This window comes from Nonomuraea sp. NPDC050783 (genome assembly GCF_040802095.1).
Lineage (GTDB): Bacteria > Actinomycetota > Actinomycetes > Streptosporangiales > Streptosporangiaceae > Nonomuraea.
Window position 1 is genome coordinate 204,115 of the sequence record NZ_JBFAHK010000006.1, and the last position, 21,845, is coordinate 225,959.

General features: G+C 73.3%; 21 protein-coding genes. 9 read left to right on the top strand and 12 right to left on the bottom strand.

The genetic code is table 11. The annotated features are described in order from the left end of the window. Window positions 1–63: 63 nt before the first annotated feature. Window positions 64–1,347 (bottom strand): isocitrate lyase, encoded by a 1,284-nt coding sequence (gene aceA, locus AB0H75_RS18390; protein ID WP_367797507.1) that lies wholly within the window; start codon window positions 1,345–1,347, stop codon window positions 64–66. A gap of 270 nt (window positions 1,348–1,617) precedes the next feature. Here aceA and AB0H75_RS18395 point away from each other — a divergent pair, with 270 nt between their 5' ends. The 3 genes from AB0H75_RS18395 (at window position 1,618) to AB0H75_RS18405 (ending at window position 5,319) form a co-directional block, all read left to right on the top strand. Continuing rightward, the gene (locus tag AB0H75_RS18395; RefSeq protein WP_367798186.1) at window positions 1,618–3,057 is read left to right on the top strand and encodes a helix-turn-helix domain-containing protein; all 1,440 of its coding nucleotides are present in this window, start codon (window positions 1,618–1,620) and stop codon (window positions 3,055–3,057) included. Window positions 3,058–3,101: 44 nt separating this feature from the next. Next, entirely contained in the window at window positions 3,102–4,049 is a 948-nt protein-coding gene (locus tag AB0H75_RS18400; protein WP_367797509.1) for a glucosyl-3-phosphoglycerate synthase, read from the top strand. 61 nt (window positions 4,050–4,110) lie between these two features. Then, window positions 4,111–5,319: an acyl-CoA dehydrogenase family protein gene (locus AB0H75_RS18405; protein ID WP_367797511.1), complete on the top strand. Its 1,209-nt coding sequence runs from the start codon at window positions 4,111–4,113 to the stop codon at window positions 5,317–5,319. Between the two features lie 75 nt (window positions 5,320–5,394). Here the strand turns inward: AB0H75_RS18405 and AB0H75_RS18410 are convergent, their stop codons facing one another. The 8 genes from AB0H75_RS18410 to AB0H75_RS18445 all read right to left on the bottom strand — a co-directional run bounded on the left by AB0H75_RS18410 (window position 5,395) and on the right by AB0H75_RS18445 (window position 14,470). Beyond that, complete coding sequence (locus tag AB0H75_RS18410) at window positions 5,395–6,156, bottom strand: hypothetical protein (RefSeq protein WP_367797513.1); 762 nt, start codon at window positions 6,154–6,156, stop codon at window positions 5,395–5,397. Window positions 6,157–6,164: 8 nt separating this feature from the next. Beyond that, a complete protein-coding gene (locus tag AB0H75_RS18415; protein WP_367797515.1) occupies window positions 6,165–6,812 on the bottom strand; it encodes a hypothetical protein in 648 nt (215 codons plus the stop codon). Window positions 6,813–7,219: 407 nt separating this feature from the next. After that, the gene (locus AB0H75_RS18420) at window positions 7,220–7,594 is read right to left on the bottom strand and encodes a PH domain-containing protein (protein ID WP_367797516.1); all 375 of its coding nucleotides are present in this window, start codon (window positions 7,592–7,594) and stop codon (window positions 7,220–7,222) included. Window positions 7,595–7,626: 32 nt separating this feature from the next. Beyond that, window positions 7,627–8,781 (bottom strand): imidazolonepropionase, encoded by a 1,155-nt coding sequence (gene hutI, locus AB0H75_RS18425; protein ID WP_367797518.1) that lies wholly within the window; start codon window positions 8,779–8,781, stop codon window positions 7,627–7,629. 29 nt (window positions 8,782–8,810) lie between these two features. Further along, window positions 8,811–10,151: a formimidoylglutamate deiminase gene (locus tag AB0H75_RS18430; protein ID WP_367797520.1), complete on the bottom strand. Its 1,341-nt coding sequence runs from the start codon at window positions 10,149–10,151 to the stop codon at window positions 8,811–8,813. Next, complete coding sequence (locus AB0H75_RS18435) at window positions 10,142–11,365, bottom strand: allantoate amidohydrolase (RefSeq protein WP_367797522.1); 1,224 nt, start codon at window positions 11,363–11,365, stop codon at window positions 10,142–10,144. Before AB0H75_RS18435 ends, AB0H75_RS18430 begins: the two co-directional genes overlap by 10 nt. Beyond that, on the bottom strand, window positions 11,365–13,020 hold the full coding sequence (gene hutU / locus AB0H75_RS18440) for a urocanate hydratase (protein ID WP_367797524.1): 1,656 nt from the start codon (window positions 13,018–13,020) through the stop codon (window positions 11,365–11,367). Before hutU ends, AB0H75_RS18435 begins: the two co-directional genes overlap by 1 nt. 19 nt (window positions 13,021–13,039) lie before the next feature. Further along, a complete protein-coding gene (locus tag AB0H75_RS18445) occupies window positions 13,040–14,470 on the bottom strand; it encodes a cytosine permease (RefSeq protein WP_367797526.1) in 1,431 nt (476 codons plus the stop codon). A gap of 173 nt (window positions 14,471–14,643) precedes the next feature. Here AB0H75_RS18445 and hutC point away from each other — a divergent pair, with 173 nt between their 5' ends. The 4 genes from hutC to dhaL all read left to right on the top strand — a co-directional run bounded on the left by hutC (window position 14,644) and on the right by dhaL (window position 17,703). Further along, window positions 14,644–15,423: a histidine utilization repressor gene (gene hutC / locus AB0H75_RS18450; protein WP_367797528.1), complete on the top strand. Its 780-nt coding sequence runs from the start codon at window positions 14,644–14,646 to the stop codon at window positions 15,421–15,423. A gap of 281 nt (window positions 15,424–15,704) precedes the next feature. Further along, window positions 15,705–15,965, top strand: coding sequence for a hypothetical protein (locus tag AB0H75_RS18455; RefSeq protein ID WP_367797530.1), 261 nt, complete (start codon window positions 15,705–15,707; stop codon window positions 15,963–15,965). Window positions 15,966–16,091: 126 nt separating this feature from the next. Beyond that, a complete protein-coding gene (locus tag AB0H75_RS18460) occupies window positions 16,092–17,093 on the top strand; it encodes a dihydroxyacetone kinase subunit DhaK (RefSeq protein ID WP_367797532.1) in 1,002 nt (333 codons plus the stop codon). A gap of 10 nt (window positions 17,094–17,103) precedes the next feature. Then, entirely contained in the window at window positions 17,104–17,703 is a 600-nt protein-coding gene (gene dhaL, locus AB0H75_RS18465; RefSeq protein WP_367797534.1) for a dihydroxyacetone kinase subunit DhaL, read from the top strand. A 119-nt stretch (window positions 17,704–17,822) separates the two neighbouring features. Here dhaL and AB0H75_RS18470 read toward each other — a convergent pair whose 3' ends face one another. Next, complete coding sequence (locus AB0H75_RS18470) at window positions 17,823–18,200, bottom strand: roadblock/LC7 domain-containing protein (RefSeq protein WP_367797536.1); 378 nt, start codon at window positions 18,198–18,200, stop codon at window positions 17,823–17,825. Window positions 18,201–18,202: 2 nt separating this feature from the next. Then, window positions 18,203–19,021: a hypothetical protein gene (locus AB0H75_RS18475; RefSeq protein ID WP_367797538.1), complete on the bottom strand. Its 819-nt coding sequence runs from the start codon at window positions 19,019–19,021 to the stop codon at window positions 18,203–18,205. A gap of 97 nt (window positions 19,022–19,118) precedes the next feature. Between AB0H75_RS18475 and AB0H75_RS18480 the strand changes: the two genes are divergently transcribed. Continuing rightward, window positions 19,119–19,484 (top strand): hypothetical protein, encoded by a 366-nt coding sequence (locus tag AB0H75_RS18480; RefSeq protein ID WP_367797540.1) that lies wholly within the window; start codon window positions 19,119–19,121, stop codon window positions 19,482–19,484. Window positions 19,485–19,553: 69 nt separating this feature from the next. Here AB0H75_RS18480 and AB0H75_RS18485 read toward each other — a convergent pair whose 3' ends face one another. Continuing rightward, a complete protein-coding gene (locus AB0H75_RS18485) occupies window positions 19,554–20,255 on the bottom strand; it encodes a TetR/AcrR family transcriptional regulator (RefSeq protein ID WP_367797542.1) in 702 nt (233 codons plus the stop codon). A gap of 90 nt (window positions 20,256–20,345) precedes the next feature. Here AB0H75_RS18485 and AB0H75_RS18490 point away from each other — a divergent pair, with 90 nt between their 5' ends. Further along, window positions 20,346–21,827, top strand: a complete 1,482-nt coding sequence (locus AB0H75_RS18490) for an MFS transporter (protein ID WP_367797544.1) — start codon at window positions 20,346–20,348, stop codon at window positions 21,825–21,827. Window positions 21,828–21,845: the final 18 nt, after the last annotated feature.

The window sequence follows — 21,845 nt, forward strand, 5'->3', positions numbered from 1 at the left end:
GCGCGGCCCGCGTCGCCGGGGAACCATCCCATGCCCTGGAGGTGGCCGGCGAGATCAGGGGATCTAGTGGGCGAACTGCTCCTCTTCGGTTGAGCCCTTCAGCGCGGTGGTCGAGGAGTCGGGCGCGACCGCGGTGCCGACCAGGTCGAAGTAGCCGGTGCCGACCTCGCGCTGGTGCCGGGTGGCGGTGTAGCCGTGTCGCTCGGCGGCGAACTCGCGCTCCTGGAGCTCGACGTAGGCGGTCATGCCGTCGCTCGCGTACCCCTGGGCGAGGTCGAACATCGAGTAGTTCAGCGAGTGGAACCCGGCCAGGGTGATGAACTGGAACTTGTACCCCATGTGGCCCAGCTCCCGCTGGAACTTGGCGATCGTCGAGTCGTCCAGGTGCTTCTTCCAGTTGAACGACGGCGAGCAGTTGTAGGCGAGCATCTGGTCCGGGTACTCGGCCTTGATCGCCTCGGCGAACTCGCGCGCCACGTCCAGGTCCGGCGTGCCGGTCTCCATCCACAGCAGGTCGGAGTAGGGGGCGTAGGCCAGGCCGCGCGCGATGCACGCCTGGATGCCGTTACGGACCCGGTAGAAGCCCTCGGCGGTGCGCTCGCCGGTGGTGAAGCGCTGGTCGCGGGGGTCCACGTCGCTGGTCAGGAGCGTCGCGGCCTGGGCGTCGGTCCGCGCGATGATCAGTGAGGGGACGCCGCAGACGTCGGCGGCCAGGCGGGCGGCGTTGAGCGTCTTGATGTGCTGGGCGGTCGGGATCAGCACCTTGCCGCCCAGGTGGCCGCACTTCTTCTCGGAGGCGAGCTGGTCCTCCCAGTGCACGCCCGCGGCACCGGCCGCGATCATGCCCTTCATCAGCTCGAACGCGTTGAGCACGCCGCCGAAGCCGGCCTCGGCGTCGGCCACGATGGGCGCCAGCCAGTGCGGCCCCTCCACGCCTTCCGACCAGGTGATCTGGTCGGCGCGCAGCAGCGCGTTGTTGATGCGGCGCACGACGGCCGGCACCGAGTTGGCCGGGTAAAGGCTCTGGTCCGGGTACGTCTGCCCGCCCAGGTTCGCGTCCGCGGCGACCTGCCAGCCGGACAGGTAGATGGCCTTCAGGCCCGCCTTCACCTGCTGCACGGCCTGGTTGCCGGTCAGCGCGCCGAGGGCGTGGACGTAGTCCTCGGTGTGCAGCAGGCCCCACAGCCGCTCGGCGCCCAGCCGGGCGAGCGTGTGCTCCTCCTGGACGCTGCCGCGCAACCGGATCACGTCCTCGGCGCCGTAGGTGCGCTCGATGCCCTCCCAGCGAGGGTTGTTGTCCCATTCGTCCTGCAGCTGCTCAGCAGCTCCCTTGAGGCGATCGATCATCGTTCACTCCTTTGTCGTCCCCTGGGTGCCCTGCCGAGTTTGTGCCCGCGAGCACAAGCTCAACAGCCGAAATCGCGCAGAAGAAACAGGAAATTTCTCGCTTTGGGCATTACTCACGGGTATTCGCCTGAGAAGAAATCGCAACTTTTACCGTTGGCCTAGACCAATCGCCGCAGGAAGCATGATCCGCGCCGGGCGGGCTAGAAGAAGGTCAGATTTTCTGTCTAAGATGCGAGCATGGCGTCGTTGCTGGGCGAAGAACCGCTGTCTTTGACGCAGGAGCTCGATCTGATCGCGTTTGGCCAGCGCCTGCGCCATCTGCGGAAACAGCGCGGCCTGACGCTGTCCGACCTCGGCTCGCGGGTCAACCGGGCGCCGAGCCAGCTCTCCCTGCTGGAGAACGGCAAGCGCGAGCCGAAGCTCTCGCTGCTCAAGTCCCTGGCCACCGCGCTCGGCGTGCCCGTCGAGGAGCTGCTGCGCCGCCAGCCGCCCAACCGCCGCGCCCAGCTGGAGATCGCCCTGGAGGAGGCCCAGCGCGACCCGCTGTACTCCGGGCTCGGCCTGCCCCGGCTGAAGGTCTCCGCGCGGGTGCCCAACGACGTCCTGGAGCACCTGCTCGGCCTGTACGGCGAGCTGCGCGCCCGCCAGGCCCGCGGCACCGCAACCCCCGAGGAGGCCCGGGTCGCCAACGCCGAGCTGCGCCGCCGCCAGCGCGAGGTGGGCAACTACTTCCCGGAGATCGAGCAGGCCGCGGCCAAGGCCCTCGACGCGGTCGGCTACCGCACCGGCGCGCTGTCGCAGAGCACCATCCAGAGCCTGGTCACGCACTTCGGCTACACCGTGCACACCGCCCAGGACCTGCCCCGCTCGGTGCGCTCCATCACCGACATGCGCAACCGCCGCATCTACGTCAAGCACGAGCAGCTCGGCATGCACACCCCGCGCACGATCCTGCTCCAGACGCTCGGCCACCTCGCGCTCGGCCACGACAAGCCCCGCGACTTCGCCGACTTCCTGCGCCAGCGCACCGAGGCCAACTACTTCGCCGCGGCCGTGCTGGTGCCCGAGCGGGCCGCCGCGCCCTACCTCCAGGAGGCCAAGTCCGACCGGGCGCTGTCGGTGGAGGACCTGCGCGACGTCTTCGCGGTGTCGTACGAGATGGCCGCCCACCGCTTCACCAACCTCGCCACCCACCACCTGGGCCTCGTCTGCCACTTCGTGCGCAACGACGCCGGCGGCATCATCTACAAGGCCTACGAGAACGACGGCATCGTCTTCCCCGCCGACGAGCAGGGCGCCATCGAGGGCCAGCGGATGTGCCTGCAGTGGTCGGGGCGGCAGGTATTCCAGTCGCCGGACCGCTTCTCGGTCTACTACCAGTACTCCGACTCGCCGACCGGCACGTACTTCTGCGTCGCGCACGTGGACCCCTCGCGGGAGCGGGACTTCGCGATCACGCTCGGGGTGCCGTACAAGGAGTCGCGGTGGTTCCGTGGCCGCGAGACCACCCATCGCACCAAGTCGAGCTGCCCCAACGGCGACTGCTGCCGTCGGCCGCCCGCCGAGCTGGCCGAGCGCTGGGAGGGTTACGCCTGGCCGTCGGCCCGCGCCAACTCGCACATCCTGGCCGCGCTGCCGCCCGGGTCGTTCCCCGGCGTGGACGAGGCCGACGTCTACACCTTCCTGGAGCGCCACGCAAAAGGTACATAACCCGACATAACGGGTATCGGGGGTGGAGGGGAGGTGGTCGGATCATGTTGCCCGAGGTACGCGGCTGGCTCCGGCGCCGGACCTCGTCCGCCGCGGACTGGCCGGTCCGGGACCTGAAGGCACTCAAGGGCGGGACCAGCGTCAGCGTCGTGCTCCCCGCCCGGGACGAGCGCGAGACCGTCGGGGAGATCGTCGGCACCCTGCGCCGCGAGCTGGACGGCCTGGTGGACGAGGTCGTCGTCATCGACTCGCGCTCGCACGACGACACCGCCCGCGTGGCCGCCCGCGCCGGCGCCCGCGTCCACGCCCAGGACGACATCCTGCCGCACCTGCGGCCGCTCGACGGCAAGGGCGAGGCGCTGTGGAAGTCGCTGGCGGTCACCCACGGCGACGTCGTGGTGTTCGCCGACGCCGACATCAGGCACTTCCGCGCCGCGCTCGTCGGCGGCGTGCTCGGCCCGCTGCTCGCCGACCCGAGCCTCGCCTACGTCAAGGGCTGCTACGACCGCCCGCTGGACGGCGTGCCGGCCGGCGGCGGCCGGGTCACCGAGCTGGTCGCCCGCCCGCTCCTCAACCTGCACTGGCCCGAGCTGGCCGGGTTCGTCCAGCCGCTGGCGGGCGAGTACGCCGGCCGCCGCTCGGCCCTGGAACGCGTGCCGTTCCTGACCGGTTACGGCGTCGAGCTCGGCCTGCTCATCGACCTGCTCGACCTGGCCGGCCTGGACGCCTTCGCCCAGGTGGACCTCGGCTCGCGCGAGCACGCGCCGCAGTCCACGGAGGCGCTGGGCGGCATGGCCTGCCAGATCATGCTGGCCGCCTGGTCCCGCCTGGAGCGCCAGGGCAAGATCCAGGCGTGGCACCAGCCGGCCTGTCTGCTGGCCCAGTTCCGGCGCGGTCTCACCGGCCACGACGTGACGAGCCGCGACATCCGCATCGCCGAGCGCCCGCCCATGATCACCCTGCCGGATCGCCTTCCTGCCCGGGCTTACTGACCGGTAGGGTGTTACCAGTGGTAACCCCGGCGGGCGGGGTCGGAAGGGGAGGAAGCGGCCCATGAGCGGGTTCAGCCCGGAGCTCAGCGACGGCGTCAAGGAGGTACGCGACTGGGTGCACGCGTTCGCCCGCGACGTGATCCGCCCCGCGGGCGCCGAATGGGACGAGCGCGAGGAGACCCCCTGGCCGGTCATCCAGGAGGCCGCCAAGATCGGCCTGTACTCCCTGGACTTCTTCGCCGCCCAGTGGTTCGAGGAGAGCGGGCTGGGCCTGCCGGTCGCGTTCGAGGAGATCTTCTGGGGGGACGCCGGCATCGGCCTGTCGATCGTCGGCACCGGCCTGGCCGCCGCCGCCCTGTCCGCCAACGGCACCCCCGAGCAGATGGGGGAGTGGCTGCCGCAGATGTTCGGCACCGAGAACGACGTCAAGCTCGGCGCGTTCTGCGCCTCCGAGCCCGACGCCGGCTCCGACGTCGGCGCCATCCGCACCCGCGCCGTCCCCGACGGCGGCGACTGGGTGCTCGACGGCGTCAAGACCTGGGCCACGAACGGCGGCATCGCCAACGTGCACGTGGTCGTCGCCTCGGTGGACCCCGCCCTCGGGACCCGCGGCCAGGCGTCCTTCGTCATCCCGCCCGGCACGCCGGGCCTGTCGATGGGCCAGAAGTTCCGCAAGCACGGCATCCGCGCCTCGCACACCGCCGAGGTCGTCCTCGACGGCGTCCGGGTGCCCGGCTCGTGCCTGCTCGGCGGCCGGGAGAGGCTGGAGGCCCGGCTGGCCCGCGTCCGCGCCGGCGAGCGCGCCGGCGAGCAGGCCGCCCTGCGCACCTTCGAGACCACCCGCCCGTCGGTGGCCGCGATGGCGGTCGGCATCGCCCGCGCCGCCTTCGAGTACGCCCGCGACTACGCCCGCGAGCGCGAGCAGTTCGGCCGCCGCATCGCCGAGAACCAGGCCATCGCCTTCCTGCTCGCCGACATGGCCACCCGCGTCGACGTCGCCCGCCTGCTGACCTGGCGCGCCGCCTGGATGGCCCGCAACGGCCGCCCGTTCGAGCAGGCCGAGGGGTCGATGTCGAAGCTGGTGGCGGGGGAGACGGCGGTGTGGGTGACCGAGCAGGCGATCCAGATCCTGGGCGGCGCCGGCTACACGAGGGAGCACCCGGTGGAACGCTTCCACCGCGACGCCAAGATCTACACCATCTTCGAGGGCACGTCGGAGATCCAGCGCCTGATCATCGGCCGCGCGGTGACCGGCCTCCCCGTCCGCTGAGCGCCGGTTCGCAATTCCGTGACTGCCCGTCGAGGGCGCCGGGGCGGTCACGGTTGCGGGTGAGCCGAAGGCGGATCAGGGGCAGTCCGCCGCGCTTTGAGGGCTGGACTGCCGGCGTTGGGCCGGGGCGGCTGCTTTCAGCGCGGAGACGAGGGTGTCCGCGGTGGTGCCGGCGAGTTGTTCCTTCAAGCCACCTGCGGGACCGGCTTGAACGGCGAGGGCGCGCGCGTGGTCGGCCGTTTGGATCGCGCCTTCGGATTCGCCTTGACCGATGGTGTTGTCGTCGTAGGGGAGCTCGGACCCTTCACCGAGGCCTCGCCACTGGGCCGGCTCGGGGGTGTCGCCGTCGGTGCAGTGCGCGGGCTCCCATTCGATGGCCAGGATGTAATGGTGGCCGGTTTGCAGGCGGGGCCGGTTGCGCAGGGCCATGGGAGTAGGGCTGTCGGTGGCACCTTCGGTGAAGACGGCGCCCACAGCGGGATAGTCGAAGATCTGTGGAGCGGGGCGGGGAGCTTCGCCGCGCGACCACAGGACGCTGTCGACTCTGAGGGTGACGGTGCGGCCGAGAAAACCTTCCCCACGCTCGATCTCGCTCTGGGCGGGTGGCGCGATCTTCTCGGCGGTCGCGGTGACGGCGATGACGTGGTCGGCGTAGGTGACCCAATCCGCGGCAGTGGTGCTGGGCAGGTGGTCAACCCCCTCCGCCATGACGCCATGACTGGACCTGGTGCCACCGCCGGCGGTGGTGGTCGCCGATCCGGCGCCGGCCAGTGTGGCCACCACGGCCGCCGCCACCGTGGCCATCGCGACACCCGTGATGTAGGTACGACGTTGCACGACTGCTCCTAATAGGTGGCGTTGATGTTTTCTCTGTTGTTGGCGCCCAAACCGGCATTTGATCCAACGGGGGTCACCATGCAGCCGAGCCGGGTGTCGGTCCTGGACAGCTGCGGGCTGGCCCAGTCACCATGCTGCAGGCCGACGGCGTGACCGGTCTCATGGCAGGTCAGGCCGTGGGTGTAGTGGCCGTTGCCACGGATGCGGATGTACTGCTGGTCGCAGTCCTTGTTGTCGTGGCCTTTGGCGTTGCACCAGGTGATGCCGTCGAGGTTGCTGGGCAGGCCGGTGGAGCCCTCCTGGTAGATGATGTCGGTCTCACCGTCGCCGCTGAAGACCGGCGAGGAGTCGTAGTGGAAGGCCAGATCAGTGGGACGGTACTCGTCGTCGATGGCGCTGTTCACGGCGGCGCGGTCCGGTGATTCCAGCTCGTATTCACCGCTGCTGTCCATGTAGAAGTAGACCTCCCTGTCATCGGTCTGACAGGGTTGGCCCACGCCCATGCCGGTCGCGCAATAGCTGCCGGTGTAGGCGGTCGGGAACATGTTGTCGGTGGTGGCGGCCCACGCCACGCCTGCGGCACCAAGGGGGATGAGGGCGGCCGCGGCGACTGCGGTGATCCGGCGGGACAGCGGTCTGCGATCTGTACTGGACAACGGACTCCTCGTGCGATTGCTGTGGAATCGATGCGTTCGAATATCGGGAGCCCTCTGAGGAACCACGGCAGGAGCTCCACCTGCGTTGTTTTTGTGATCTGTGCCGTTGACGCTGGGCGGAGGCGACGCGCTCCCGACGCGGCCGCCATCGCCAGGGCTGGTGCCGGCGCCGCCAGCCTCATGTTTCATGATCTTGTTTCACGTGAAGAACCCGCCTTCGCTCGGCCAGGCGATCAGTGTCGCCGCCGCGGCTTCCGGAATTCTTCTTCTCCGGTGGCCGACCACGTTGCCGACCAGTTCGGGCCGCAGGCATGCAGGCGGGCGACCAGCGGCCCGCCTCACCGGGCGAAGCGAAGACGGGGCGGGTGCCGGGATTCCTGTGGATCGTCCCGACGGCGCTCTCTCCGCTACAGGACGTAGCCGGCGATCATGTGGCTGAGGCGGATGATGTCGGAGCGGCCCTTGAACTCGAAGCGGACCTTGCCCAGGCCGCTGAACCAGAGCTCCAGCTCGGCGTCGAGGTCGAAGGTGCCGGCCGTCTCCACCGACCACGCCTGGACCTTGTTGTAGGGCAGGGACGTGAAGTCGCGCTTCTTGCCGGTGAGCCCCTGGACGTTGACCGCGATGACGCGTTTGTCGGTGAAGACGACGAGGTCCCGGACCGTCTTGTACGACGAGATGATCTGCTCGCCGTGGAGCATGAGGGGCGCCACGACCGGGCTCGCCTCGTCCGGCCGGCACGGGTTCAGCTTGAAGAGGGAGTCGTTGTTGAAGTCGATCACCCTTGCGAGGCTACCCGCGCGGGCCCCGGCTTTCAGGGCGTCCGGCGGACCCCGTCGCGCCAGACCGCGGCGACGAGCGGGACGCCCGGGCGGTAGGCCAGGTGGACGTGGCTCGGCGCGTCGAGCAGCACCAGGTCGGCGCGGGCGCCCGGGGACAGGCGGCCCACGTCGTCGCGGCGCAGCGCCCTGGCCCCGCCCAGCGTGGCGGCGACCACCGCCTCGTCCGGGGTCATGCCCATCTCCCGTACGGCGATCGCCACGCAGAACGGCATCGAGCTGGTGAAGCTCGACCCCGGGTTGCAGTCGGTGGACAGCGCCACCGTCACCCCGGCGTCCAGCAGGCGGCGCGCGTCCGGGTACGGCGCCCGGGTGGAGAACTCGGCGCCGGGCAGCAGCGTCGCCACCGTCGGCCCGCTCGCCAGCGCGTCCACGTCGGCGTCGTCGAGGTGCGTGCAGTGGTCGGCGGAGGCGGCCCCCAGCTCCACGGCCAGCCGCACCCCGGGCCCGGGGCCGAGCTGGTTGGCGTGCACCCGGGGCACCAGCCCCGCCCGGAGGCCCGCCTCCAGCACCGCGCGGGCCTGGTCGCCGTCGAAGGCGCCCCGCTCGCAGAAGACGTCCACCCAGCGGGCGTGCGGTGCGCAGGCGTCGAGCATGGGGCCGGTCACCAGGTCCACGTACGCGTCCGGGTCGTCGGCGTACTCGGGGGGCACCACGTGCGCGCCCAGGTAGGTGACCTCGTCGGTGTGCTCGGCGGCGATGCGCAGCGAGCGGGCCTCGTCCTCGACGGTGAGCCCGTAGCCGGACTTGCACTCGATCGTCGTGGTGCCCTGGCGCAGCGCCTCGGCCACGTACCGGGCGACGTTCGCCGCCAGCTCGGCGTCGGAGGCGGCGCGGGTGGCGGCCACGGTGGTGCGGATGCCGCCCGCCGAGTACGGGGTCCCGGACATGCGCGCGTCGAACTCCGCGGTACGGTCACCGGCGAACACCAGGTGGGCGTGCGAGTCCACGAAGCCGGGGATCGCGGCCCGGCCGCCCGCGTCCACCCGCTCGTCGGCGTCGGGGACGCGGCCCGCCGGCCCGGCCCAGGCGACCCGGCCGCCGTCCAGCACGACGGCGGCGTCGCGGATCGTGCCCAGCTCGGGGTCGTTGGTGAGCAGGCTGCCGATGCCGGTGATGGCGACGGACACGAGGATCTGCCTTTCTGCGGTGAGGGCGGCTACGGGGAGATGAGGCCGGAGATCGTCCGGGCGAGCGCGGCGGGCGCGTCCGGCACCAGGAGGTGGACGCCGTCGCGGACGACGGGACGCCCGCCCACCACGACGTGCCGCACGTCGGCCGCGGTGGCGGCGAAGACCGCGGTCTCCGCGCCGAGGGCGGCCGGCGGGCCGGCCGTGCGCACCGAGTCGAGCGCGACCGTGGTGAGGTCGGCCAGCGCGCCCGCCTCGATCCGGCCCGCCTCCGGCCAGCCGAGCGAGGCGTGCCCGTCGCGCGTGGCGGCGCGCAGCAGCGCCGCGGCGCTCCAGTGGCCGCGCCGCCGGGTGCGCAGCCGCTCGTCCAGCTCCACGGCCCGTGCCTCCTCCAGCAGGTCCACCACGGCGTGGCTGTCGCTGCCCAGGCTGATCGGCGATCCGGCGCGGGCCAGCTCGGCCGCCGGGCCGATGCCGTCGGCGAGGTCTCGCTCGGTCGTCGGGCACATGCAGATCGTGGTGGCCGAGCCGCCGAGCAGGGAGATGTCCTCGCCGGTGAGGTGGGTGGCGTGCACCGCCGAGGTACGCGGGCCGAGCGCGCCCCGGTCGGCCAGCAGCCGGGTGGGGGTGCAGCCGTGGGCGGCCAGGCACGCCTCGTTCTCGGCGGGCTGCTCGGACAGGTGCGCGTGCAGCGGCGCCGCCCGCTCGGCGGCCCACCGCGCCACCGGCTCGATCTGGCCGGCGGGCACCGCGCGCACCGAGTGGATCGCCGCGCCGATCCTGGCGTGGCCGCGCTCCTTCAGCGCCGCCGCCCGCGCCGCCCAGGCGTCGGCGTCGCCGTCGCTGAAGCGCAGCTGGGGGCGCTCCGGCGGCCGGCCGAAGCCCGCGGCGAGGTAGCAGGTGTCGAGCAGGGTGATCCTGATCCCGGCCTGGGCGGCGGCCTCGATCAGCGCCTCGCCCATGGCGTTGGGGTCCGCGTACGGCCGGCCGCCCGGCGCGTGGTGCAGGTAGTGGAACTCGCCCACGCAGGTGACGCCGGCCAGCGCCATCTCGGCGTAGACCGCCCGCGCCAGCTCCAGGTAGGAGTCGGGGTCGAGTCGGCCGGCCACGTCGTACATGCTGTCACGCCAGGTCCAGAACGTGCCGGAGCCGCGCTGCGCGAAGCCGCGCAGCGCCCGGTGGAAGGCGTGCGAGTGCGCGTTGGCCAGCCCGGGGAGGGTCAGCCCGCGCAGCACCTGCGCGCCGGGCGGCGGCGCGGCGACCCCGGCCCGCACGCCGGCGACGCGCTCCCCGTCCACCTCGATCACCACGCCGGAGGCGACCGCCTCGCCGGTCCAGGCGTGCTCGGCGTAGTAGGCGGTCACCGGCATGCCAGCCCCTCCAGCACGTCGGCCAGCGCCTCGACCCCGGCCACGCAGTCGTCCTCGCGGGCGTGCTCGGCGGGGGAGTGCGACACCCCGGTGGGATTGCGGACGAACAGCATGGCCGTGGGCACCTTCGCGGCCAGGATGCCCGCGTCGTGCCCGGCGCCCGTCGGCAGCACGGGCACCTGGTACGGCCGCCGCGCGGCCAGCAGCCGGACCAGCTCGTCCCGCAGCGCCGGCGCGAAGTCCACGACCGGCGTGAAGGACTCGCGGGCGAGCGTCACCTCCACCCCGTCGCGGGCGGCGTGCTCGCGGGCGGCCCGCTCGATCCCGCCGACCAGCGAGCCGAGCGCGTCCTCGTCGGCGGCCCGCGCGTCCAGCCAGGCCCGCACCAGGCCCGGCACCGCGTTGACGCCGTTGGGCGCCACGCTGAGCTTGCCGAACGTGGCCCGCGCGCCCGCCGCGGCGGCCTGCTCGCGCGCGGCCAGGACGGTCGCGGCGTAGGCGGGCATCGGGTCGCGGCGGTCCTCCATCCGGGTGGTGCCCGCGTGGTTGGCCTCGCCGCGGAAGTCGAGGCGCCAGCGGCCGTGCGGCCAGATCGACGAGGCCACGCCGACCGGGGACGCCGTGTCCGCGAGGTGGCGGCCCTGCTCGACGTGCAGCTCGACGAACACCCCGACGCGCGCCAGCCGCTCGTCGTCCGGGCCGATGGCCGCCGGGTCGTGGCCGGCCAGCTCCATCGCCCGCGGCAGCGTGATCCCGTCCGCGTCGCGCAGCTCGGCGGCCCGCTCCGGGGTGAGCTGCCCGGCGCTCAGCCGGGACCCGGCGCAGGCGAGCCCGAAGCGGGCGCCCTCCTCGTCGCCGAAGTTCACCACCGCGACCGGGCGGAGCGGCCGCGCGCCGCGCGCCCGCAGCTCGTCGAGCGCGGCGAACGCCGACACGACGCCGAGCGGCCCGTCGAACGCCCCGCCGTCGGGCACCGAGTCCAGGTGCGAGCCGGTCACCACCGCGCCGCCCGCCGCCGGGTCGCCGAGCCAGGCCCACTGGTTGCCGTTGCGGTCGCTCTCGTACGCCAGCCCGCGCGCCACCGCCTGCTCCCGGAACCAGTCGCGGCACTCGGCGTCGGCCGCGGTCCAGGCGAAGCGCCGGTAGCCGCCGGAGCCGGAGTGCCGCCCGACCGGCAGCAGCTCCGCCCACATCTCCTGGAACGAGGCCGGCATCAGGACTCCTTCATCGGCACGCGCACGCCGCTGTCGCGGGCGACCTCCTCGGCGTGCTCGTACCCGGCGTCCACGTGCCGGATGACGCCCATGCCGGGGTCGTTGGTGAGCACCCGGCGGATCTTCTCCCCGGCCAGCGCCGTGCCGTCGGCGACGGTCACCTGCCCGGCGTGGATCGAGCGGCCGATGCCGACGCCGCCGCCGTGGTGGATCGACACCCAGGAGGCGCCCGAGGCCACGTTGACCATCGCGTTGAGCAGCGGCCAGTCGGCGATCGCGTCGGAGCCGTCCAGCATGCCCTCGGTCTCCCGGTACGGCGAGGCCACCGAGCCGCAGTCCAGGTGGTCGCGGCCGATCACGATCGGGGCGCGCAGCTCGCCGCCGGCCACCATGTCGTTGAAGCGCTCGCCGGCCCGGTCCCGCTCGCCGTACCCGAGCCAGCAGATGCGCGCGGGCAGGCCCTGGAAGTGCACCTTCTCGCCGGCCATCCGGATCCAGCGGGCCAGCGGCTCGTTGTCGGGGAACAGCTCCAGGATCGCCCGGTCGGTCGCGGCGATGTCGGCAGGGTCGCCCGACAGGGCCGCCCACCGGAACGGGCCCTTGCCCTCGCAGAACAGCGGCCTGATGTAGGCGGGCACGAATCCGGGGAAGTCGAAGGCGCGGCCGTAGCCGGCCAGCTTCGCCTCGCCGCGGATGGAGTTGCCGTAGTCGAAGACCTCCGCCCCGGCGTCCATGAAGCCGACCATGGCCTCGACGTGCCGCGCCATCGACGTGCGGGCCCGCTCGGTGAAGCCGGCCGGGTCCTTGGCGCGCTCGGCGGCCATGTCCTCGAACGCCACCCCGAGGGGCAGGTAGGCGAGCGGGTCGTGCGCGCTGGTCTGGTCGGTCACCACGTCGATCGGGGCGCCTTCGGCGAGCATGCGCGGCAGCACCTCGGCGGCGTTGCCGAGCAGGCCGATCGACAGCGGCCGGCGGGCGTCCCTGGCCTCGGTGGCCAGGCGCAGCGCGTGCGCCAGGTCGTCGGCGCGCACGTCGAGGTAGCCGTGGTCGAGGCGGCGCCGGATGCGCGACGGGTCGCACTCGACGCAGATCGCGACGCCGCCGTTCATGGTGACGGCCAGCGGCTGGGCGCCGCCCATGCCGCCGAGCCCGGCGGTGAGCGTGATCGTGCCGGCCAGCGAGCCGCCGAACTTCTTCGCGGCGACCGCGGCGAACGTCTCGTAGGTGCCCTGGAGGATGCCCTGCGTGCCGATGTAGATCCACGAGCCGGCGGTCATCTGGCCGTACATGGTGAGCCCGGCGGCCTCCAGGCGGCGGAACTCCTCCCAGGTGGCCCAGTCGCCGACCAGGTTGGAGTTGGCGATCAGCACGCGCGGCGCCCACTCGTGGGTGGTCATGACGCCCACCGGCCGGCCCGACTGGACAAGCATCGTCTCGTCGGCCTTGAGGGTGCGCAGCGTGCGCTCGATGGCGTCGAAGGAGCGCCAGTCGCGGGCGGCGCGCCCGGTGCCGCCGTAGACCACCAGCTCGTCGGGGTGCTCGGCCACCTCGGGGTCGAGGTTGTTCTGCAGCATCCGCAGCGCGGCCTCCTGCTGCCAGCCGAGAGCGGTCAGCTCGGTGCCGCGGGCGGCCCGGACCGGTCGTGCGCCTTCCATGGTGGTGTTTCCTTCCGGTTCAGCGGGTGGACGGGAGCTCGGCCGAGGCGGGGTAGATCATCTCGGCGGGCGGGTTCGCGGTGCGCCTGGCCCAGGGGTAGTAAAGCGCGGCGGTCGCCAGCAGGCCGACGATCCAGGAGATGTCCGCGCCGCCCAGCAGCTCGGTGACCGGCCCGGTGTAGAGCTTCTGGGCCAGGAACGGGATCTGGACCACCACGCCGAAGGCGTAGCTGGCCAGCGCCGGGACGTTCCAGCGGCCGTAGCGGCCGGCCGGGTCGTACAGGGCCGGGATGTCCACCCGCTCCTTGGAGATCAGGTAGTAGTCGGTGAGGTTGACGGCGCTCCACGGCGTGAACACCATGAGCAGCACCAGCACGAAGTTCTTGAAGTTGTCCAGGAAGTCGGCGCTGGCGAACAGCGCCACCGCGACCGACACGGCGGTGAAGCCGACGATGTAGAGCGCGCGGGCCACCGGCGAGACGCGCGAGCGGCCGTCGAAGGCCGTCACGGTCGTCAGCAGGCACATGAAGCCGCCGTAGGCGTTGAGCGTGTTGACGGTCAGCTTGCCGACGACGATCACCAGGTAGATGAGCAGGGCGACGGCCGCGGGCCCGGCCAGCTCGCCGACGAAGCCGACCTGGTCGCCGACGAACGCGCTGCCGGAGACGGCCGCGATCAGCGCGCCCAGCGTCATCGCCCACTGCGAGCCGATCACGCTGCCGGCGAACGTGCTCCAGAACGTGGCGCGCTCGCTGGTGTCGCGGGGCAGGTAGCGCGAGTAGTCGGCGACGTACGGGCCGAAGGTGAGCTGCCAGGCCGCGCCGAGCCCCACCGCCAGCAGGAACGTCGGCGCCTCGAACGGCTTGGCGCCGAGGACCGCGCCCACGTCGTACGTGGTGAACACGGCGATCAGCAGGTAGCCGAGGCCGCAGACGCCGACGACGGTCGCGATCCGGCCCACCGTGTGGATGAGCCGGTAGCCGGTCACCGCGACCACCACGGTCAGCAGGCCGAACAGCAGGATGCCGGCGGTGGCGGGCACGTGCAGGACGCGGCCGAGCGCCTGCCCGGCCAGCACGCTGCCGGTCGCGGCGAAGCCCAGGTACATCAGCACGACCAGCACGAGCGGCACGACCGCGCCCAGCACGCCGAACTGCGCCCGGCTGGAGATCATCTGCGGCAGGCCGAGCCGCGGGCCCTGGGCGGAGTGCAGCGCCATCACGACGCCGCCCAGGACGTTGCCGATGAGCAGGGCGACGATGGCCCAGAGGGCGTCGGCGCCGAAGACGACGGCCAGCGCGCCGTCCACGATCGCGGTGATCTGCATGTTGGCGCCGAACCAGAGGGTGAACTGGCTGCGCGGCGTGCCGTGCCGCTCGGCGTCGGGGATCACGTCGATCGTCCGGCGCTCCACGGCAGGACCCGCGCCCGGGGGTTGGTCGTGATTCATGGCGGTCCGCCTCTCGCGCATCGTGCGCCCTGGGGGTGTTCTCAGGGGATGCAGGAAATGTACATTCCTGTATATACAGCTCGCTACCCTGCGAAGGAAGATAAAATTCGGGGCCACCGGCCGGAGACCATCCTCCGCACCGCCGTTCCCCCGACCTGGAGGATCGCCAGGCCATGATGCCCGTCACGGCGGTCGAGTCCGAGCTCGCCGCCCAGTTCCAGCACGTCGGTCCCGCCTCCGCGCCGGCCTACGAGCGGATCAAGAACCTCATCGCGGACGGCGTGCGGTCCGGCCGGTGGGCGCACGGCCAGCAGCTCCCGTCGGAGCACCAGCTCGTCAGCGCGCTCGGCCTGTCCCGCATGACCATCAACCGGGCGCTGCGCGAGCTGACCCACGAGGGGCTGATCGAGCGGCGGGCCGGGGTGGGCACGTTCGTCGCCGCCCCCAAGGCGGCCTCGGCCCTGCTCCAGGTCAGGAACATCGCCGACGACGTGCGGCGGCACGGGCGCCGGCACCGCACCGAGGTCGTCCACGTGCGCGAGGAGCCCTCCGACGCGGCCGACCCCGAGCTGCGCGCGGCGGCCGGGCCGACCCTGTTCCGCTCCCTCATCGTGCACTTCGAGGACGACACCCCGATCCAGCTCGAGGACCGCCTGGTCAACCCCGCCGCCGCGCCCCACTACCTGGAGCGCGACTTCACCCTGCAGACCCCGCACGCCTACCTCAACGAGGTGGCCCCGCTCACCCGGGGCGAGCACATCGTCGAGGCGGTGCTGGCCGACGCCGCCGAGCGCCGGCTGCTGCGCATCGGCCGCCACGAGCCCTGCCTGCTGGTCCGCCGCCGCACCTGGTCCCACGAGGTCCTGGTGAGCGCGGCCCGCCTGCTGCACCCCGGCTCCCGCCACCGCCTGGAGGGCACCTTCGGCGCCGACTGGGCCTTCGGCACGTCCTGACCGTCCTGGCCGGGCGGCACGGCCCGGCGCTCGTTTGGGACGCGGCGCAATGTGTCCGCATACGGCCATACGCCGCGGGCGCGGAGCCCTCCGGGCGTGGACGGCGGCGGGTTGGGCCCGTTTAGTGTCATCCGGTAAGCGAGCTGGCTCCATCGCCCGATTGACCGGCTCCGGGCCGTGACGGATAGTGAGGGGGCCAGCACGCCCCCGGCTCGCCCGGCAGGTGCGTGTGCACGCGAGAACCGGACCATCCGACGACGACGTCGCAGGAGGAATCGCACATGGCAACGTACAAGACGCAGATCCAGTGGGGCGGCCCCAACGCCGAGTGGCACGACGACGCGGACCTGATCATCGTCATCCAGAACCGCGACGGCGTGATGCCGCAGAACGGCGTGCCCAGCACCGGCACGCAGATCTCCTGGGCGTCGGTCCAGGGCAACGGCTCGGTGACCTTCTTCGAGGACGGCAACAGGTTCGCGGGATCGGCCCAGTTCAAGGGCGAGGGGCCGGTCGGCTACCGGGGCACGCTGAAGCGCTGAGCACGAGGGCGCGCGGGCGGTGACCGGGGCGGGCCGCCGCGGCCTTTGCCGTCGCCGGGGTCGTTCATGGGCGACTCGACAACCGCGGCCCACCGTCCCGGAGCAGGCGAAACGTACAGTGTGCCGGTGAGCCGACGACAGTTCGTCAACGATCCGGAACGGGTGGTCCCGGAAGCGCTCGAAGGGCTGGTCCTGGCGCATCCGGGGCTGCTCAGCCTGCACCCCGATCCCGCGTACGTGACCCGCGCGGAGCCCGCCACCGGCAAGGTCGCCCTCGTTTCCGGGGGCGGGTCCGGGCACGAGCCGCTGCACACCGGCTTCGTCGGCGCCGGCATGCTCGACGCGGCCGTCCCCGGCGCGGTGTTCGCCAGCCCCACGGCGTGGCAGGTGGCCGCCGCCACGACCGCCGTGGACGCCGGCCGCGGCGTCCTGCAGATCGTCAAGAACTACACCGGCGACGTGCTGAACTTCCGCATCGCCGCCGAGCTCGCCGGGGACGAGGGCATCGCCGTCGAGCAGGTCCTCGTGGACGACGACCTCGCCTCGGAACGCCCCGGCGACGAGGGGCCGGGCCGGCGCGGCACCGCCGCGGTCGTGGTGGTCGAGAAGTTGTGCGGCGCCCTCGCCGAGCAGGGGGCCGGCCTGCCGGAGCTCGCCCGGTTCGGCCGCGACCTGGTACGGGACGCCCGCAGCATGGGCCTGGCCCTGGCCGCCGGCGCGCACCCCGGCGAGCACGCCCCCGCCTGGGAGCTGGCCGACGACGAGGTGGAGCTGGGGGTGGGCATCCACGGCGAGCGGGGCGTGGGCCGGCGGCCGTTCGCGAGCGCCGACGAACTGACCGCTGACCTGCTCGACCGGCTGGTCGCCGCGCTCGGGCTGCGGCGCGGCGACCGGGTGCTCACCGTCGTCAACTCCCTCGGCGCCACGCACGGCCTCGAACTGGCCTTGGTCAACCGCGCCGTGCACCGGCTGCTCGGCGGGCGCGGCGTCGAGGTGGCGCGCGGCCTGGTGGGCCCGTACGTCACCTCGCTCGACATGGCCGGCCTGTCGATCACGCTGGTGCGCGCCGACGACACCCGCCTCGCCCTCTGGGACGCTCCCGTCCGCACGCCCGCCCTGACCTGGTGAAAGGCCCCGCATGAACGCATCGGACGCGCGCGCGTGGATGGAGCGGTTCTTCGCCGCCTTCGACCGCGAGCAGCAGGCCCTCACCGACCTGGACCGCCGGTCGGGGGACGGCGACTTCGGCGCGAACGTGCGCTTCGCCCTCGGCCGCGCCCGCGCCGCGCTCGACGCCGCCGAGACCGCCACGCCCGGCGACGTGTTCGACGTGGTCTCGGCCGCGTTCCTCAACACGGGCGGCACGTCCGGCCCGCTGTTCGGCATGTGGTTCCGGCACCTGGCCAAGGCCACCCGCGCCGGGACGGTCGGCGTGGCCGAGCTGGCCCGGGGCTTCGCCGACGCGACCGCGACCGTGCAGCGGCTCGGCGGCGCGCGGCCGGGCGACAAGACGATGGTGGACGCCCTGGTCCCCGCCGGCGAGGCGCTCGCGGCGGCCTCCGGCGACCTGCGCGAGGCCCTGGCCGCGGCGGCCGCCGCCGCGCGGTCCGGCGCCGAGTCCACCGCGGAGCTGGTCGCCAGGCGGGGCCGGGCGAGCTACGTGGGCGAGGTCGCCCGCGGCGTGCTGGACCCGGGAGCGGTCACGGTAGCGCTGCTGGTCGAGGCGGCGTGCGGATGACCCGCCCGGCGGATGACCCGCCCGGCGGGCGGACCGGCCGGCGGGCGGACCGGCCGGTCGGCCGGCCCGGGTCGGCCGGCCCGTCGGTCAGCCCGTCGGGCGGCCCGTCGGTCGGCCCGTCAGTTGGCGCTGCCCTGGGTGAGCAGCTTGTCCAGGCGTTCCACGGTGGGTCGGGACTCGACGTGCAGGCGTGCCACGTCCAGCCCCTCGTCGGCCAGGACGGCCAGCAGGCCCATGCGGCCCACCGCGTAGACCACGATGTACCCGCCGCGGCAGCGGATCACCACCTCGCGCAGGTCGCCCATGCCCACCTCCGTGCCGGTGCGCTTGCCGAGGCCCAGGGTGGCGGCGGCCAGCGCCGCGACCACCTCGGGCCGCCCGCCGTCGGTGTCGGCCGTCACCAGCAGCCCGTCCACCGTGGCGACGGCGCTCTCCATCACCCCCGTCACCTGCTCGCGGAGGGCGCGCAGCTCCGTGAGGATGGGGTTGTGTGCCATGTTCACGACTCTCTCTGGTGCTCTTGCGGGTGGGCTTCGGGGTCGTGCGGCCGGTCGGCGGCGGGCGCGCCGTGGCGGGGGAGCAGCGGGAGGCGCGGCACGCCCTCGTCCAGGGTGGGCGCGTCGTCGCGCGGCGGGGCGGTGGCCGGGTCCACCTCGACCAGCCCCCGCCGGGCCAGGTGGTCGAGCTCCTGCATGACGACGAACAGGCCCTGGCCGAGGAGGAAGGCGATGTCGCGGGGCGTGCGGCGGCCGTTGGCCCTGGCGAGCACCGACTGGCGCAGCGCGTCGGCCCTGATCGGCGACTCCACCGCCGGCCGCACCGCCACCGGCCGGCACCGGGCGGTGATCCCGGCCTCCTGCCAGCCCGCGGCGATCCGGAGGCGCCGCTCGGTCTCCCCGCGCAGCCGCTCGGGCGGAACGCCGGGCTCCAGGAGCAGGTGGGGCAGCAGCTCGCCGGGGCCGAGCGGCTCCGGCGGCCCGGCGGAGCCGCCGGACAGGGCCAGGGCGAACACCGCGTCGGAGATGGCCAGCAGGCAGACGGCCTCCAGCCCGGCGCTGCCCACGGCGGCCCGCGCGACCAGCTCGGCGCCCACCCGGCCGGTGGGCGCGCCCGCGCCGTATGCAGCGTTCCAGGCGTCCTCGCTCACCCGGCCCGACCTCAGCAGCAGCGACTCGGGCCCCGGCGAGGCCGGGGTGGTGGCGGCGACGACCAGGCCGTCCCGCAGGTAGACCACGCCGCCGGGGCTGCCCTCGACCCGCAGGCGGGCGGTGCCGCCCGGCGCCGCGCCGCTGCGCGGTAACGAGCCTAGGAGGCTCACGTTCCCGACCTCTCCGCCGTCCGCTTTCGGCCCTTCACTAACCGAGGTCACCACGGTACTTTATGGCTCTGCAACCTCAAAAGGTGGAAAGAGTCACATGAACATCGAAGCCGCGCTTAAAACCGCAATGTCCATCGAAGGCGCGTTGGGAGCGGCTCTCGTCGATTACGGCAGCGGCATGGCCCTGGGTGCCGTGGGGGGCGGGCGCGAGCTCGATCTGGAGGTGGCGGCGGCGGGCAACACCGAGGTCGTACGCGCCAAGCTGCGCACCCTGGCCTCGCTCCAGCTCGACGACGAGATCGAGGACATCCTCATCACCTTGAAGGACCAGTACCACATCATCCGGCTGCTGGCGACCCCGGGCGCGCAGCTCTTCCTGTATCTGGTGCTGAGCCGGGAACGCGCCAATCTGGCGCTCGCCCGGTTTGGGCTCAAGCGTATTGAACGCGAAATTGCCCTTTGACGGGAAATGTCATCGAAATCTGACTGTTCGACTATCTGAGGAGTAATCCCTCGTCAGCGAGGACGAGGATCAGGACGCCGGCGGGAAAGGTGCCGGTGCGGCCTGGGCGAGGAGGCCGTCCACGAGGGCGGCGAGCGCCCGCGGGTAGGTGTCGCGAGCGGCCAGCGCCGGCCACCGGTCGCCGAGGGCGGCCAGGTGCGGCAGGTGTGACACGTCGGGGACGTCGAAGAAGGCGTCGCGCCCGCCGGGACGGCCGTCCACGGCCCGCCGGTGCGCGGAGTGGGCGCGGACCAGGATCTCGCCCACCGTGTAGTACCAGATGTCGCGGAAGACCCCGACCGCCTGCTCCGGCGTGCACCCGTGCTCGATCGCCCCGCCCACCACGGCTTCGACCATGCGCAGGGCCGATCCGCCGAGCCGGCCGAGGAAGCCGTCGGTCGTCAGTACCTCGGCCGCCCACGGCCAGGCCGCCAGCGAGTCGTGGATCGCCGTGGCCGCCGCGATGATGCGCTCGCGCGGCTCGCCGGGCAGCTCGGGGCGCAGCGTCCGGTCGGCGTGCTCGTTGAGGAGCTGGATCAGCAGGTCCTCCCTGTCGCGGACGTGGTGGTAGAGGGTCGTCGTCCCGATGCCCAGCTCGGCGGCCAGCCGGCGGACCGTCAGCTTCTCCCAGCCGTCGCGGTCGATGATCCGGCGCGCCGCCGCCAGGATCCGCGCGCGGGAGGTCGAGGGCGGGCGGCCGGTGCGGCCGCGCGGTGAGTCGGGTGCAGGCACCGTCCCATCATGCTGTCCCGCCGCCCGCTCCGCGAACCGGACCCGTCGCGCGGACTTGTGCGCCGGGCGTCACCGCGTTACTTTCGGAACATGTTCCGAAATTCGTCGCCCGCCACGGAAGAAGGACGAGTCGTACCGATCAACGCGAGATCGGCCGGCTCCCGGCCGGGGGTCACCCTCGCCGCCGTGGCCGTCGTGCAGTTCATGGTGTCGCTGGACCTGTCGGTCGTGAACGTCGGGCTGCCGCGGATCGCCGCCGGCCTCGGCTTCGGCGCGGTCGGCCTGACCTGGGTGATCCACGCCTACGCGCTCGCCTTCGGCGGGCTGCTCCTGCTGGGCGGCAAGGCCGCCGACCGGTACGGCCGCAGGCGGGTCCTGCTGCTCGGGCTCGGCCTGTTCGGCCTGGCCTCGCTGCTCGGCGGCCTCGCCCAGGAGCCCGGCCACCTGGTGGCCGCCCGCGCCGCGCAGGGCGTCGGGGCCGCCGCGCTGGCACCGGCCGCGCTGGCGCTGCTCACCGCGACGTTCCCCGCCGGGCGCGCCCGCGTCCGGGCCTTCGGCGTGTGGAGCGCGATGAACGCCGCCGGCGGCGCCCTCGGCGTCCTGATCGGCGGCGTGCTCACCGAGTACGCCGGCTGGCGCTGGGTGATGTTCGTCAACGTGCCGATGGCCGCCTGCGCCCTGGCGCTGGTCTGGCGGGTCGCGGCCGGCCCGCCCCCGGCCCGCGCCGGCCGTCCCGACGTGCTCGGCGCGGTCCTGGCCACCGCGGGCATGACGCTGCTGGTGTTCGGCGTCGTCCGCACCGACCGGTACGGATGGGCCTCGCCGGTCACCGTGGCGAGCCTGGCCGTCGCCGTCGCGCTGCTGGCCGCGTTCCTGCACGTCGAGCGGACCACCGCCCGCGAGCCGCTGATCCGGCTCGGCCTGTTCGCCAACCGCTCGGTCGCCGGCGCGAACGCCTACAACCTGCTGGTCGGCGCCGCCATGGCCGCGGCCTTCTACTTCGTCTCCCTCTACCTGCAACGCGTGCTCGGGATCGGGCCCGCGCTGGCCGGGCTGGAGTTCCTGCCGTTCGCCCTGGGCGTGGTCGCCGGCTCCGTGCTCGCCGTCAAGCTCGGCTACCGGCTCGCGCCGCGGACGCTCCTGGTCGCGGGCGGGCTGCTGACCGCGGCCGGGTTCGCCTGGTTCGGTCTGATCAGCCCGGACGGCACCTTCCTCGCCGACGTGCTCGGGCCGTCCGTCGTGGCCAGCGTCGGCTTCGGGCTGTGCCTCGGGCCGGTGGTCTCCACCGCCACCGCCGGCGTCGCCCCGCACGAGAGCGGCACCGCGTCGGGCCTGCTCAACAGCTCGCGCCAGCTCGGCGCCTCGCTCGGGCTGGCCGCCCTCGGCACCGCCGCCCAGGAGCGCGCCGGCGGGGCCGCCACCCCCCAGGCGCTCAGCGACGGGTACGCGCTCGGCCTGAACCTCGGCGCCGCGCTGCTGGTCGTCGCCGCCCTCATCGCGCTGGTCGTGCTGCGGCGGCAGCGCCCGGCGACGGCGACGGCGGACGCGGCCGACCCGGCCGGGCTGGCGTAATCAGGAAGGACGTACTAA

Excerpts from the sequence above, each read along its gene's own strand:
- aceA (WP_367797507.1), bottom strand. The coding sequence starts at position 1,347 with ATGATCGATCGCCTCAAGGGAGCTGCTGAGCAGCTGCAGGACGAATGG.
- AB0H75_RS18400 (WP_367797509.1), top strand. The coding sequence starts at position 3,102 with ATGTTGCCCGAGGTACGCGGCTGGCTCCGGCGCCGGACCTCGTCCGCC.
- AB0H75_RS18405 (WP_367797511.1), top strand. The coding sequence starts at position 4,111 with ATGAGCGGGTTCAGCCCGGAGCTCAGCGACGGCGTCAAGGAGGTACGC.
- AB0H75_RS18430 (WP_367797520.1), bottom strand. The coding sequence starts at position 10,151 with ATGCCGGTGACCGCCTACTACGCCGAGCACGCCTGGACCGGCGAGGCG.
- AB0H75_RS18435 (WP_367797522.1), bottom strand. The coding sequence starts at position 11,365 with ATGCCGGCCTCGTTCCAGGAGATGTGGGCGGAGCTGCTGCCGGTCGGG.
- hutU (WP_367797524.1), bottom strand. The coding sequence starts at position 13,020 with ATGGAAGGCGCACGACCGGTCCGGGCCGCCCGCGGCACCGAGCTGACC.
- AB0H75_RS18445 (WP_367797526.1), bottom strand. The coding sequence starts at position 14,470 with ATGAATCACGACCAACCCCCGGGCGCGGGTCCTGCCGTGGAGCGCCGG.
- hutC (WP_367797528.1), top strand. The coding sequence starts at position 14,644 with ATGATGCCCGTCACGGCGGTCGAGTCCGAGCTCGCCGCCCAGTTCCAG.
- AB0H75_RS18455 (WP_367797530.1), top strand. The coding sequence starts at position 15,705 with ATGGCAACGTACAAGACGCAGATCCAGTGGGGCGGCCCCAACGCCGAG.
- dhaL (WP_367797534.1), top strand. The coding sequence starts at position 17,104 with ATGAACGCATCGGACGCGCGCGCGTGGATGGAGCGGTTCTTCGCCGCC.
- AB0H75_RS18470 (WP_367797536.1), bottom strand. The coding sequence starts at position 18,200 with ATGGCACACAACCCCATCCTCACGGAGCTGCGCGCCCTCCGCGAGCAG.
- AB0H75_RS18480 (WP_367797540.1), top strand. The coding sequence starts at position 19,119 with ATGAACATCGAAGCCGCGCTTAAAACCGCAATGTCCATCGAAGGCGCG.
- AB0H75_RS18490 (WP_367797544.1), top strand. The coding sequence starts at position 20,346 with ATGTTCCGAAATTCGTCGCCCGCCACGGAAGAAGGACGAGTCGTACCG.